Genomic DNA, 13,653 nt, shown 5'->3' on the forward strand with positions numbered 1-13,653 from the left:
ATACTCGTGGCAGGACCTGGGGCACTTAATGGGAATGTTCGGCTGAACCTTTTCCTAATTCGGACTTGAGAATAAAGCTGCCCTCGACGGCTATCTGAGTACCTGCATCCAGACCATTAGTGACTTCCACAAAGCCGCTGTCTCGTACGCCCAGCTGCACAGGCTGAGCCTGGAAACCTTCTGGTGTACGAACAAAAACGGAGGGCTTATCCTCAAGGGTCTGAATAGCCTGTACCGGAACGGTCACAGCGGCTTTCTGTGTTGACGTTGCTACATTGATTGTGACAAACAGCCCCGGACGCCAAGCGCCCTCAGGGTTGTCCAATGTAACGCGTGCTGTTGCTGCACGCGTCTGCTCACCCAGAAGGCTACCCACGTAGGCAACAACCCCTTGAGCGGTGCTTCCAAGCTCGGCCGCGACCACCTCAACCTTTTTTCCTACCACCACTCTGCCCAAGTCACGTGCTGATACGTTAAACGTTGCCCATACATGGGAGAGATCTGTCAGCACAAATACATTGGATGTATCGTTGACAACTTCACCAAGGACAACATGTTTTTCAATAACCGTACCATCAAAGGGGGCACGGACTTCATAGCGGTTTCCTCCGGAAAGACTGCTACTTCCGCTTAGGGCCTGCGTTTTTTGCAGGGCATTTTTCAAGTTTATCTCTGCCTCCTGCAAGGCTTGCCGTGCTTGCAGATAGTCTTGTTCAGCAGAGATCTTTTCTTCCCAGAGCTTTTTTTCCCGACTGAAAAGCGTACGTGCGAGTGCGGCACGCTGCTGGGCTGCTGCCAGCTCGCTACGCTGTTCGGAGACCTGCTGGCTGGAAATAATGGCCAGCACCTGACCCTTTTTTACCTGCTCACCCAAATTGACCTTCACGGCTTCGACGACACCCACAGCCCGAGGTACTACATGGGCCGTTCGATCCTCATTGAAGCGAATCTCGCCAGGTAGCGACAGCACGTTATTGATCTGCCCGGACCTAGCTGTGCCTAGCGTGATACCTGCAGCCTTGATTTGTTCAGCGCTGAGCTCGATCGCTCCTTCCTTGTGCTCGTCTCCATGCTCCCCTTCGTGGTTTTCTCCATGTTTATCACCTTGTTCTTCCTCAGCATGGCTTTCACCCTCATGCTTTTCATGCGCGCCTTTCTCCTCATGATGAGGGGCAGCAGAAGCAGCTTCCTTTTTCACCTCACTGGAATGATCATCTTCTCCATGCGGATGATCATGTTCTTGCGCTCGGAGCTCGTGTTTTGTCACAGCTCCATCAATACCTAAGCTGAGCCCCAGTCCTATAACCACCGCAAGGATGGTTGTAATAGAGACCCTTTGTTTCTTACTCATGAATGCTCCCGGAAATACATGGTCAGCGCGACGGCGTCATCGAGAAATCGAATGGGTGATTTGGGATGGATAAAAAGAAACGGCGTCGCCGTAAATCCGCTCAAGGCGTACTAGGGCGTCAGTTGCACTTTCTAAAGACTGAAGATACTGGCCACGCGAAGAAATCAGGGTTCGCTGGGCATCCAAGACATCCAGGAAGCTGAATTTGCCCATGGCAAAGCCACGGGTCGCGCTTTCGACGGCTTGCCTGCCCGCAGGAAGAATCGATTGGCGAAACTCCGAGATGTCGGCAACAGCTATTTCCCACTGCTCATAAGCCTGCAGGGTTTCACTCCTTAGACGAAGCTCTGCTGCATTGCGTAAGTCCCGTGCCTGATCCGCCCGGCGTGAGGCTGCATAGATATTGCCCTGATTACGGTCAAACAAAGGTAGCGGCAAGGAAATGCCGACCAGGTTTACCCGCTCTCGTTCCTGCTCATCGTACTGGCTACCGATACTGACGCGTATGTCGGGTATGCGCTGAGTGCGCTCCAGATGGAGCTCGGCCTCGCTTCGATCGATCTGTAGCAAAGCACGACGCAGCTCTGGCGTGCCGCGTATACGACCCAGCAGTTCATCTCTGGCTGGAAGGCCGGGCAGATGTTCAAAGCTGCCCTGAACCTGAGAAAAAACAGGCACCGACTCGCCTAACAGTGCTGCCAACTGCTTGTAGGTACTATCGCGCTCAAGCTGAGCCCGGCGCACTTCAACGCGTACAGTAGAAAGTTGAACCTCCGCTCGAGATAATTCTACGGGTGAGGTTTTTCCTGCCTCCACTCGGCCCTTGGCGATGGTAAGGCCATTGTCTGCCAACTCTACCGCTTGCTTGGCAAGCTGCAGGCCTTCCTGAGCCTTTAGTGCAGCATAAAAGGCTTGCATGACATCGGCGCGCAAGCTGTTGGTCCGGTAGTCAATATCCGCTGAAGCGAGCACCTGAGAGGCATTAGCCACGTCTACCCTTGCCTGGCGCTTCCCTCCAAGTTCAATAGGTTGAGTAAGAGTAACGCTGCTGATCTGTTTGTTGGAGCGAGTATCCTCTACATCCCAGGAGAGTTCTGGGTTGGGTATCAATCCCGCTTGCTGCCTAAGCCCAAGCGATACGTCTGCCTCCTGACGAGCAGCAGAAAACTCTGGATTATTCTCATAAGCTTTGGATAAAGCGCTTTCCAGTGTCAAAGCCCCCATCGAAGGGCCTGCAGTCAATGGAGATGCCATTAAATAACCAAGAAGCCCTAATCCATAACTAATAAGCTTGGTGTTTGGAAACTTCCAAAAAGTATCTAGTACAGACAAAAATTGCTCCCGACATCTTGGTTTACAGTTAGGCTTTATGAGAAATAAAAAGAGCGCCCTTATTTCCAGCAATGAAATAAAGCTATCTCGATTATCACTGTATAGACAGAACTTATCGGGGAAGTGACCTGAACATTACAAATCTGTAATGTTCAAACAGAGGGGGAATACCTCGCTACAATTTACCTATTTCATGACACTGCTTTTGCAATGCATGAGATATGAGAGCTGCTGAGATAGAGCCTTTCAAGCCGCGTTCTTGACCCATGGCGCCTGCTTTTTAAAAAGCTTTCTTGACTCTGTAGTCGCTACAGGGTTTATGCTTTGAACTATAAACTCCAGCGCTATCAAAACAAATAATAAAAATTCATCCTTAATTAAGTGTTTATTATTTTAATAGTGAGTACACCATGCGAATCCTTATTGTTGAGGACGAGCCAAAAGCTGCCGAATATTTAAAGCAAGGTTTGACTGAAAGTGGTTATATTGTTGACTGTGCCAATACTGGCATCGATGGACTTTATTTAGCTCACCAGCAGACGTATGACCTTATTCTGCTGGACGTAAATCTTCCAGAGATGGATGGTTGGGAAGTACTCGAACTCATACGAAAGCGCAAGCAGACGCGTGTGATCATGCTGACAGCACGAGGGCGTCTTGAAGAAAAGGTGAAAGGTCTTGATCTGGGCGCTGATGATTACCTGGTCAAACCCTTCCAGTTCCCAGAGTTACTGGCCCGTATCCGTTCGTTGTTTCGCCGAAGTGATGCAGTCCAGGTATCGGATGTTGTTAAGGTGGCCGATCTGGAGCTTGATCCGAATCGGCACCGTGCCTTTCGTGGCAACCAGCGTATTGACCTGACGACCAAGGAATTTGCGCTCCTGCATCTGCTCATGCGCAAGACGGGTGAGGTGCTCACCCGTACCCAGATCATCTCGATGGTTTGGGACATGAATTTTGACTGTGACACCAATGTCGTTGAGGTTTCAATCAGACGGCTGCGGGCCAAGATCGACGATCCCTTTGAGATAAAGCTAATCCATACCATTCGTGGTGCGGGGTATATTCTTGAGGAGCGTGGATGATTTCGACCAGCTTGTCGTTTCGCCTGAGCCTCAAGGTTATCCTGCTGGGAGCAATGCTCGTCATGCTTGTTGTAGGGCTCTCCTACATAACGCTTGATCGTGAGCTTGATCTCTCTGCTCATGAAAACCTGACTGGCAAGTTCGAGCGTATCGAACATAACCTTAAGGTAGACGTAGCACCTGAGCAGTTATCAAACAAGCCGCACGCATTGCTGGATCTCATCCTGGGCCATGACAACCTGAGCCTTAGTATCCTTGACGCCGATCAGGCGCCTGCTGTCATGCTGGGCATCGGGCAATATGCTCTTGCTCCCGAGATTCGTACCCTGGCAGTAGGCACCTCTATCGCCTTTCATTCTTGGCTTTCAGCAACCAACCAGGAGATGCTGACTGTCTCCAAGGTTATCCCGACTCAAGACGGTCAATTGGTTAAAGCACTGCTGACTCTGGATCGTTCAGCTGACCGCCACTTGCTATTGGCCTTTTTAAAGTCATCACTAGTCTCCGTACCGGTACTTTTGATACTCATCGGCATTAGTGCCTGGTTGCTTGTACAAAAGGAACTCCGGCCGTTACGACGGTTTCGCAGTGTTGCCGCACAGATATCGACCCAAAGTCTTTCCCATCGAATCAAAACTGACAGATTGCCCAGGGAGTTGAAGGATCTTGCTCATAGCATGAATTTTATGCTCCACCGGCTAGATACAGGTGTACAACAGCTTTCTGAATTTTCGGACGATCTTGCTCATGAATTGCGCTCCCCAATTAACAATCTCATGATCAAGACACAGGTTACCCTCTCGCGTAAACGCTCCGAGGCGGAATATTGCCACGTCCTGGAGTCTGCTATAGAAGAGTATGAACGGTTAAATCGAATTATCTCGGACATGCTGTTTCTCGCCCAGGTAAGTCATCCCCATACACTGATTCCCTTCACCCCCATCTTTCTGCGCGACGAGACCATGCGAATCATGGACCTCTTTGCAATCAGTGCCGAAGACAAGGACATATCGATAAGCATCAGAGGAGAAGCCTCCACGATGGGAGATCGGTTAATGATCCAACGTGCTCTGTCCAACTTGCTCTCAAATGCTATTGGGCATACGCCTTACGGCGGCACGGTGGCCATTGTTCTAACGGAAGAAGCAGACGAGGCCAGTGTCACTGTTGAGAACACGGGTGCCGGTATTGGTGCACATCACCTACCGCATCTTTTTGAACGGTTCTATCGGGTTGATGGCCGGCGGACGCATGAACAGGGCGGTACAGGACTGGGGCTGGCCATCGTACGCTCCATCATGAGTCTGCATCAAGGACGCTGTGAGGTCGAAAGCATTCCTGGCCACGTGACTCGCTTCCGCCTGATATTCCCCATAGGACAGGTCCGTGCTTCAAGCCTTACCCCTACTTACGACGTCTTTTAGAGGGCCTTTATGGACCATCACGAGCACAGCCATGCACATGCACATGCACATGGAAACATTGACACGAATAACAAGGCCTTCCTGATAGCGACAGCCTTGAATACCGGCTTTGTTATTGTCGAGTTTGTTTACGGCATCGCTGCAAACTCAACGGCCCTTATTGCTGATGCTGGGCATAACCTGTCTGACGTATTAGGTTTGATACTGGCGTGGGGAGCTGCTCTTTTAGGGAGAAGAGCCCCTAGCCATAAATTCACCTATGGTTTGAGGGGTACATCTATTCTTGCTGCACTAGGTAATGCCGCGCTGCTTCTTGTTGCCTGCGGTGCCATTGCCTGGGAAGCAGTCACCCGCTTTTCAAACCCCGGAGCGGTATCCGGGCTGACCGTTTCCATAGTAGCTGGCATCGGCATCCTCATAAACGGTGCCTCAGCGCTTCTTTTCATCAAGGGCAGCAAAAGTGATCTTAATGTCAAAGGCGCATTTCTTCATATGGCAGCTGATGCAGGCGTCTCACTCGGCGTGGTCCTTGCAGGTGTCGCTATCTACTTTACAGGCGCACACTGGATCGACCCCATCCTGAGCCTGATCATTGTAGCCATCATCATAATCAGCACTTGGTCACTATTGCGTGACTCTGTAGATCTTGCACTTAATGCTGTACCCAACAGCGTTGATCGTAATGCGATCGAGACCTACCTCCTGCAGCTAAACGGCGTGAAAGACATACACGACCTTCATATTTGGGGGATGAGTACTACAGAAAACGCCCTGACGGTGCATTTGGTGATGCCCAATGGCTATCCGGGAGATACCTTCATGAATGAGACAATGCATACGCTCAAGGACAGGTATTCAATTCATCACTGTACGCTTCAGGTAGAGCAAGGACTGGCCCCTCATGAGACCCAGCTGGTTTAACGCTCAGCACTGCTTTTAAACAATAATTATGGGCCTTGGCCTACATACTTAACACTCGGCGCCAGGGATGGCCTGAGTAAATTGGCTGGGAATACCCTTTGCTATCCCTTTCCTGATAAAAGGAAATAGCTAATCTTGATCGGTAGAGCCATCGCTCCTGGGTGTGGAAGCTGAGCTATGAAAGTGTACGACCAGTGCGTATTACCCTGTCTTATTCATTCAGTAATGAACTCCCGGCGCCTTGACGCCTACCGAAGGCGTTTAGCGATTCAGGCCAAGGGGGTAGCACTGGAAATTGGCTTTGGTTCAGGACGCAATCTGCCCTTCTACATCCCGGATCAGGTTGAGCGGCTCTATGCGCTTGAGCCTGACGCCAATATGTTAAAGCTGGGTCAGAAGGACGTATCGCATGCGCCTTTTCCCATCGAGATCCTGCATTGCACGGCTGAGCATATTCCTTTGCCTGATCGGAGCATAGATACTGCACTTTGCTCCTGGACACTATGTAGCGTTCCAGATATCCGCATGGCTCTCCATGAGATTCGTCGAGTACTCAAACCTGATGGGTATTTCGCCTTTTGCGAACATGGTTTGGCGTCGGATCCAGGCGTTGCTCGCTGGCAGCAGAAGCTGACGCCCATGTGGAGCCGTTTTGTAGGCGGATGCCATCTGGATCGTTCCATTGATGAACTGCTCAGGGACAGCGGTTTTCGAATAGCCAGGCTTGAGAACAGCTACCAGAGCATGGTTAAGCCAATGAGCTATATGTATGAAGGGCTGGCTGATCTAGAGGGTGCCAAGTCAACCGCTGATGCTCTCTGACATTTACCCTTACCCAACCAGAAGCAGCATTCATACACACCCCTATTATTAGGTGCAACTAAGAGTTTTTGCTGCAAGCGTTTAGTTAAATAACAGCCATGTCAGAGGGCCACCGTGAACGGTGGCCCTTTCAGTTACTGCTTTTCAATACGGGTAATGGTTGAGTCCATTCCCGTGGAGGCAAACTCAAATTTTACCTTGTCGCCCTGCTTGAGACCTTGTAACTGGGTGGCCTCGGCTTTAAAGCCCATTGTCATGGATGGCCAGCCCAATGCTTCGACCGGCCCATGAGCAATCGTCACGGACCCCTTCTCAGTATCAACCTTTTTGACAACACCAGTAGCCTTGCCCGTCTTTGTGGTCGCCTTTTGATCCATCGGCATGTCCATGCCCTTATGATCCATCGGCATACCCTCCATGGACTGTTTTTCCGCAGCAAATAGCGCAGGTGAAACAAGCAATGAGGCGAAAACGATACTTGCGATTTTCATGAGTGTTCTCCAGGGGGGTTATCTGTTTTGAAGGAATCGCGAAACTGTCGACGGCGCATCAGAAGGTAGGCTGCTGGCAGGACGAACAAGGAGAGCAAGGGCGCACTGATCATACCGCCTACCATTGGTGCGGCGATGCGGCTCATGATCTCTCCTCCGGTACCGGTTCCCCAGAGAATGGGCAGAAGGCCGGCAATGATCACCGCAACGGTCATTGCTTTAGGACGTACACGCTGTACAGCACCCTCACGAATAGCCTCAACCAGCGCACGCTCATGGTTATGGCCTGCTTCTAACCGTTCATGCCATGCATTTCTCAGATAAAGCAGCATGATTACACCAAACTCCGCCGAAACTCCGGCCAGAGCAATAAAACCAATCCCTGTTGCAATTGAAAGGTGATAATCCAGTACATAAAGAAACCAGACACCTCCAGTAAGAGCAAAGGGAAGCGTGACCATGATAAGAAGTGCTTCATTAAAACGATTGAAGATAAAATATAGGAGAACAAAGATGATCAAAAGCGTGGCAGGCACCACAAGCTTGAGCCGTGCATTAGCCCTCTCCATGAACTCAAACTGTCCAGAATAGCTAACGCTCATCCCTGGGCTCAGCTTGACCTCAGCTTCGATCTTCTGACTCAAGTCAGCTACAACTGACGCCATATCGCGACCGCGAACATCTATATATACCCAACCAGTCAAACGAGCGTTTTCGCTTTTCAGCATGGGTGGCCCGTCGCTGACTTTGACCGATGCCACGGTCCCCAGAGTGATCTGACTACCTTGAGGAGTGTAAATAGGCAACTGCTGCAGCGCTGTCAGAGAGTCTCGCCATTCACGCCCATAGCGTAGATTGATCGGATAGCGTGCCAGGCCCTCGACCGTCTCTCCAATGGTCTCACCGCCAATGGCACCGGCTACGATAGCTTGTACGTCAGCGATATTCAGACCATAGCGGGCGGCAGCGCTACGATCGATATCCACATCGATATAGCGTCCACCCGACAGGCGCTCAGCCAGCGCTGACGTAACGCCTGGTACTGTTTTGGCGATACGCTCAACTGATTGAGTCACCTTATCGATCTGCGCAATATCCGTTCCATAGACCTTTACGCCGATTGGACTCTTGATCCCAGTGGCCAGCATATCTATTCGGTTACGGATAGGTGGAATCCAGAGATTAGCTACCCCAGGCACCTGCACCGTATGGTCCAGCTCCTCGATAAGCTTCTCGGTGGTCATGCCTGCTCGCCATTCATTCCTGGGCTTGAATTGAATAGTTGTCTCAAACATCTCAAGTGGCGCTGAGTCTGTTGCCGTATCAGCACGTCCAGCCTTGCCAAATACATGTGCCACTTCCGGCACGGTTTTGATTAAGCGGTCGGTCTGCTGCAGGAGCTCGCTTGCCTTTTGCGCTGAAAGCCCTGGCAGCGCTGTGGGCATGTAGAGCAGATCGCCTTCATCCAACGGTGGCAGGAATTCTCCTCCCAAGCGGGTAGCAGGCCAAATGCCGGTAAGAAAAACCAGGAGTGCTACCAGAAGCGTTATTTTGGGCCAACGTAGCACGGTATCCAATACGGGCTGATAGAGGCGGATGAGTAACCTGTTGAGTGGGTTACGATGCTCTTCAGGTATCTTGCCGCGGATCCAGTAGCCCATCAGTACAGGAACCAGCGTAACCGAAAGGCCTGCCGCTGCCGCCATGGCATAGGTTTTAGTAAAGGCCAGCGGACCGAATAAACGGCCCTCCTGAGCTTCCAGGGTAAAAACCGGTATAAACGAAAGAGTAATGATCAGCAGACTGAAGAAAAGCGCTGGCCCTACCTCAATCGCGGCCTGAGTGATTACTTTCCAGTGCTCATTACCCTTAAGCGGCCTGTCAGGATAGTGTCTATGCCAGGCTTCGATGTGCTTGTGAGCATTTTCTATCATGACAATCGCGGCGTCGACCATTGCGCCAATCGCAATGGCAATTCCGCCAAGAGACATGATATTAGCGTTAACCCCCTGTCGCTGCATGATGATAAAGGCAATTAGCACCCCTACAGGCAGTGACACGATGGCTACAAATGAGGAACGCAAGTGCCAGAGAAACAAGGCGCAGATCAGCGCCACAACGACAAACTCTTCGATCAGTTTGAAGCTTAAGTTTTCTACAGCACGATCAATGAGCTTGCTGCGATCATACGTCGTAACGATATCAACGCCCTCCGGAAGGCTTTGCTTGAGGTTGTCCAGTTTTGCCTGGACGGCGGCAATCGTATCCCGAGCATTTTTGCCACTACGGAGAATCACCACGCCTCCCACTACTTCACCCTCGCCATCAAGTTCGGCAATACCACGCCGCATCTCCGGGCCTAGCTGAATATGGGCGACATCACCTAAGGTTACAGGAACACCACTGGTATCCAACCGCAAAGGAACAGCACGAAAGTCGTTTAGGGTCTGCAGGTAGCCCGAGGCTCGAACCATGAACTCGGTCTCAGCCAGCTCAAGCACACTTCCCCCCGTCTCCTGGTTGGCCTTGTTGATAGCTTCAGCGATCTGTTGCTGAGTCACGCCTCGATTAGCCATACGAATAGGGTCCAGCACAATCTGGTACTGCTTGACCATCCCACCAATCGGTGCGACTTCCGCCACATTGGGTAATGTCTTCAACTCATAGCGGAGAAACCAGTCCTGTAGTGATCGTAGCTGGGCCAGGTCATGTCCTCCGCTGCGGTCAACCAGGGCATACTGAAAAATCCAGCCTACGCCTGTAGCATCCGGCCCCAGCGCAGGCTTTGCCGCGGCGGGTAAACGCCCCTGCACCTGGCTGAGATACTCCAGAACTCGCGAGCGGGCCCAATAAAGATCGGTGCCGTCCTCAAACAGTATGTAGACGTAACTGTCGCCAAAGAAAGAGTAGCCCCGTACCGTCCTGGCTCCAGGAACCGACAGCATGGTAGTGGTCAGCGGATAGGTAACCTGATTTTCAACGATCTGGGGCGCCTGCCCGGGATAGGGCGTACGGATGATGACCTGTACGTCGGAAAGATCAGGCAGTGCATCAACGGCCGTGTTCTTCACTGACCAAATGCCCCATACCACCGCAAACAGTGTCGCCAGGAGGATCAGGAATCGATTGCCGACAGACCACTGGATGACTGTAGCAATCATGGCTGACCTCCCAGGCGCTCAATACGCTCGATCAGTAGGCCATCATCCGTCTGGCGTACTGCAAACCGGACCTGATCACCTGTCTTGAGGTTGGCGGCAAGGGATTTGTCTGCCAGTGGAAAGCCCATGGTCATTCCAGGCATGCCAAGTGTTATGAAAGGCCCATGAGAGAGGGTAATCATGTCGTCACCAAGCTCAATAATGGTGCCTTCAGCTTCATGCAGGGCGGGCTTGGAGGCGCTGGCTGACGGCTCAAGCGGCTGAGCGGTGAGTCCGCGTAAACTAGCTTCAGAATCCAGCAGAAACTGTCCCGAGGCAACAACCTGCTGGCCCTCTTCCAGACCTTGTAGGATCTCGACTTTGTCTGCTATTTCACGGCCTACCCTGACTTCTACGGGGCGGTACTGGCCAGCGTTCTCAGCAAGCATGACTATTGCTCGTTTGCCAGTACGGATCACCGCTTCGGCGGGTATGACCAAGGCATCGTACTGATCGCTGCTGAGGATGACTTCAGCCGTCATGCCGGGTCGTAGACGTTGTTGTGGGTTAGGCAACTCTACTCGAACCCGCACCGTTCGGCTTTCAGGGTTAGCTTGCGGCAGAATCGCCTTGATCGTGCCGTTAAGTACATCACTTGGATAGGCAGGTAAGTGTGCTTGAACGGGTTGTCCAGCAGACAGAGCAGAAATTTGCGCCTCAGGTACGGCTACTTCAAGCCAGATACTGCTGATACCATTGATCCGGGCAACGAGCGCACCGCCAGCAAGCGTCATTCCCTGACGTATATCTAGGGTTTCAAGTACCCCCTCAATTGGACTGGTAATCGTCCATACAGGACTGGCCTTGCCGCTACGCGTAACCTGTTCAATCAGTACTTGCGGCATACCGGCAAGACGCATCCGCTGGCGAGCCGCTGCCAACAATGCTGGCTCGTTCAATGCCCGAAGTGCAAGATACTCCTCCTGCACAGCAGCCCACTCCGGTACCAACAGGTCAGCTAACGGTGCGCCTTTCTTAATAATATCTTCAGGGGCAAGGTCATATACCCGCTCCACAAACCCGCCGCTGCGTGTCTGCAAAACTGCTACGTCCCGCTCATCATAGGTCAGCGCTCCCGACGCACTTAAGGTTTGAGCGAGAGACTCCCGAGTCACAGGAGAGACGCGCATTCCAAGGTTTTGCGTAATGCCTGGGTCTATTGTAACGGCAGCGCTATTTCCACTCTCATCGGCATAGCGCGGCTGGAGCTCCATATCCATGAATGGCGATTTACCAGGCTTATCAAACTTTTGCTGGGGGTACATAGGGTCGTACCAATACAGCACCTTTTTTTCAGATTGATCAGCGGTTACAGAGGAAGGCTGATTTTGATCCACAGGCAGATTGGGGGCAGGCGATGGCTTGCCTAGCCAATAGCCCAGAAGGCCGGCAAGCACAGCAATCATCAACACGAACAATGACCCTATAAGGATTCGTTTAGTCATTTGAATGTGCTCCGTACGCAAAATGCAGACGAGCACTGGTCAGCGCTTGCAGCTGGGTAATATCGATAAGCTTGAGACGAGCCTGAATCAGATCACGGCGCGCCTCGACCACGGCGGCCAAATCGCCTTTTCCGGCGCGATAGCTTGCCATGGCAAGATCCACCTTCTCCTTGGCTAGAGGAACAAAGGTTTTCTGGCTACGCTCAAGGGAATTATGGAGGCGCTCATATTCAGCCAGGTCGCTCTCCAACATCTGCGCATGCTCGCGCAATATGGCCTCGCGCTCGGCTTCAAGTTGAATGAGCTGCGACCGTTTGGCTGCAATCTTGGGATCCTGTCGGGAAGTGGTAAATAGCGGCAAGTCAAAACTGACCTGAAGGCTGACCATGTCACCGTACTCGCGACCGCGATGCTGATAATCTACCTGCCAGCCCCAGTCAGGCTTTTTTTCAGCAACAGCTTCCTGTATTTCAGCCTCTGCTACGCTGGCTCTGGGCCCGAAAACGGCTACATTAGGGTGCTGCCTGAGATTATGTTTGAAATGATGCGTATCAACAGGCCATAGGGGCAGATTTCCTGATAGCGGTTCGTCTGCGGCGGGTCCAACCCAGCGGCGCAGTGCAGCGCGTGCCTGCGTTAGAGCGCGATGTAGCTCATCCTCCTCTTCCGCTAGAGTGGCAGCTTCCTGTCTAGGGATGACGCTATCAGCCGCCATTCCTGCATTGCCTGCAATGGTAGCCTGCACCGCTTTGCCAAAGAGGCGGTTTTCATTGTAGAGACTCCCAAAGAGCGCCAGTTTCTGCTCGATCGCTCGGGCCTCTATCCAGGCCAGGGCGGTTTCTACCCTGACACTAAGCCGTTCTACCTGTTGCTCTGCCTCTGCCTGAAGTATTTCAGCCTGGGCGGCTTCGACGCGTGCGCGGCGCTTATCACTATTAGACACCTCTTGCATGATGCCAACCATTTGCATGGTCATGGAGTCTCGATTAAGACTGTACCGGTCCTGGCCCTCGACAGGTACGTTCTGCAGGCCGAGAGAAAGCCTGGGGTCCGGTAACTCACCAGCCGGGATGGCGGCGCTGCGAGCCGCTTCGATGTCCGCCCGCCTGGCTCTCATCGAAGGCGCCTCATGCTCAGCCAATAGTAAGGCTTCATCAAGGGTTAATGCCGGAGCCAACCTCGGCACAGCCATAAACGTCACAGCTAGAACGCCCCAGGACAGGCGCCCGTTATGATTACATTGAAAAATCATTGCACAATTCCGTCATGTTCTGGCACGCCATGCATGCGTGCATAGACATCCCTGCGACCATCGAGGCGCAAGATAAGCTTAGGACAAATCAGGAATTAGACGCGGGGAGGTCGCCAGACCGTATCAAGGCTAGGGTATGGAATAAACTCAGCAAGAGGCTGGTGAATAACCAGTGACTCTAGAGGAGGAAAGATTTTCAGAGAAGTGACTTGAATTGCACTATTGGCTTGGCACTGCTCACCTGTTTTGCAGATTTTGCTGCCGCTATGAAAACTTTTTTCTTTATCAAAGCAGCTATCTTCTATTATGCCTTTCGACATGTCCTTGTGC

The 13,653-nt window shown here is 52.0% G+C and carries 10 protein-coding genes; 4 read left to right on the forward strand and 6 right to left on the reverse strand.

Translation table 11 applies throughout. From position 1 onward, the window contains the following. Positions 1-25 precede the first annotated feature (25 nt). Positions 26-1,351 (reverse strand): efflux RND transporter periplasmic adaptor subunit, encoded by a 1,326-nt coding sequence (locus tag AC4LF3_RS23815; protein WP_019365354.1) that lies wholly within the window; start codon positions 1,349-1,351, stop codon positions 26-28. 36 nt (positions 1,352-1,387) lie between these two features. Next, positions 1,388-2,605 (reverse strand): TolC family protein, encoded by a 1,218-nt coding sequence (locus AC4LF3_RS23820; RefSeq protein WP_148100951.1) that lies wholly within the window; start codon positions 2,603-2,605, stop codon positions 1,388-1,390. 488 nt (positions 2,606-3,093) lie between these two features. On the opposite strand from AC4LF3_RS23820, the gene AC4LF3_RS23825 reads away from it, so the two are divergent. The 4 genes from AC4LF3_RS23825 to AC4LF3_RS23840 all read left to right on the forward strand — a co-directional run bounded on the left by AC4LF3_RS23825 (position 3,094) and on the right by AC4LF3_RS23840 (position 6,935). Then, the gene (locus tag AC4LF3_RS23825; RefSeq protein WP_010799563.1) at positions 3,094-3,768 is read left to right on the forward strand and encodes a heavy metal response regulator transcription factor; all 675 of its coding nucleotides are present in this window, start codon (positions 3,094-3,096) and stop codon (positions 3,766-3,768) included. Beyond that, on the forward strand, positions 3,765-5,192 hold the full coding sequence (locus tag AC4LF3_RS23830) for a heavy metal sensor histidine kinase (protein ID WP_125912972.1): 1,428 nt from the start codon (positions 3,765-3,767) through the stop codon (positions 5,190-5,192). The genes AC4LF3_RS23825 and AC4LF3_RS23830 overlap by 4 nt, the downstream gene beginning before the upstream one ends. Before the next feature lie 9 nt (positions 5,193-5,201). Continuing rightward, positions 5,202-6,113 (forward strand): cation diffusion facilitator family transporter, encoded by a 912-nt coding sequence (locus AC4LF3_RS23835; RefSeq protein WP_125912973.1) that lies wholly within the window; start codon positions 5,202-5,204, stop codon positions 6,111-6,113. Positions 6,114-6,290: 177 nt separating this feature from the next. Next, the gene (locus AC4LF3_RS23840; RefSeq protein ID WP_010799566.1) at positions 6,291-6,935 is read left to right on the forward strand and encodes a class I SAM-dependent methyltransferase; all 645 of its coding nucleotides are present in this window, start codon (positions 6,291-6,293) and stop codon (positions 6,933-6,935) included. 134 nt (positions 6,936-7,069) lie between these two features. Here the strand turns inward: AC4LF3_RS23840 and AC4LF3_RS23845 are convergent, their stop codons facing one another. The 4 genes from AC4LF3_RS23845 to AC4LF3_RS23860 are packed head-to-tail and all read right to left on the reverse strand — an operon-like array spanning position 7,070 to position 13,323. After that, positions 7,070-7,426: a copper-binding protein gene (locus AC4LF3_RS23845; RefSeq protein ID WP_010799567.1), complete on the reverse strand. Its 357-nt coding sequence runs from the start codon at positions 7,424-7,426 to the stop codon at positions 7,070-7,072. Further along, positions 7,423-10,587, reverse strand: coding sequence for an efflux RND transporter permease subunit (locus AC4LF3_RS23850; protein WP_019365351.1), 3,165 nt, complete (start codon positions 10,585-10,587; stop codon positions 7,423-7,425). The genes AC4LF3_RS23845 and AC4LF3_RS23850 overlap by 4 nt, the downstream gene beginning before the upstream one ends. Continuing rightward, a complete protein-coding gene (locus AC4LF3_RS23855; protein WP_010799569.1) occupies positions 10,584-12,071 on the reverse strand; it encodes an efflux RND transporter periplasmic adaptor subunit in 1,488 nt (495 codons plus the stop codon). Before AC4LF3_RS23855 ends, AC4LF3_RS23850 begins: the two co-directional genes overlap by 4 nt. Continuing rightward, entirely contained in the window at positions 12,064-13,323 is a 1,260-nt protein-coding gene (locus tag AC4LF3_RS23860; RefSeq protein WP_010799570.1) for a TolC family protein, read from the reverse strand. The genes AC4LF3_RS23855 and AC4LF3_RS23860 overlap by 8 nt, the downstream gene beginning before the upstream one ends. Between the last annotated feature and the right edge of the window lie 330 nt (positions 13,324-13,653).

Source organism: Pseudomonas sp. C2.3V, assembly GCF_058536325.1.

Excerpts from the sequence above, each read along its gene's own strand:
- AC4LF3_RS23815 (WP_019365354.1), bottom strand. The coding sequence starts at position 1,351 with ATGAGTAAGAAACAAAGGGTCTCTATTACAACCATCCTTGCGGTGGTT.
- AC4LF3_RS23820 (WP_148100951.1), bottom strand. The coding sequence starts at position 2,605 with ATGGCATCTCCATTGACTGCAGGCCCTTCGATGGGGGCTTTGACACTG.
- AC4LF3_RS23825 (WP_010799563.1), top strand. The coding sequence starts at position 3,094 with ATGCGAATCCTTATTGTTGAGGACGAGCCAAAAGCTGCCGAATATTTA.
- AC4LF3_RS23830 (WP_125912972.1), top strand. The coding sequence starts at position 3,765 with ATGATTTCGACCAGCTTGTCGTTTCGCCTGAGCCTCAAGGTTATCCTG.
- AC4LF3_RS23835 (WP_125912973.1), top strand. The coding sequence starts at position 5,202 with ATGGACCATCACGAGCACAGCCATGCACATGCACATGCACATGGAAAC.
- AC4LF3_RS23840 (WP_010799566.1), top strand. The coding sequence starts at position 6,291 with ATGAAAGTGTACGACCAGTGCGTATTACCCTGTCTTATTCATTCAGTA.
- AC4LF3_RS23845 (WP_010799567.1), bottom strand. The coding sequence starts at position 7,426 with ATGAAAATCGCAAGTATCGTTTTCGCCTCATTGCTTGTTTCACCTGCG.
- AC4LF3_RS23850 (WP_019365351.1), bottom strand. The coding sequence starts at position 10,587 with ATGATTGCTACAGTCATCCAGTGGTCTGTCGGCAATCGATTCCTGATC.
- AC4LF3_RS23855 (WP_010799569.1), bottom strand. The coding sequence starts at position 12,071 with ATGACTAAACGAATCCTTATAGGGTCATTGTTCGTGTTGATGATTGCT.
- AC4LF3_RS23860 (WP_010799570.1), bottom strand. The coding sequence starts at position 13,323 with ATGATTTTTCAATGTAATCATAACGGGCGCCTGTCCTGGGGCGTTCTA.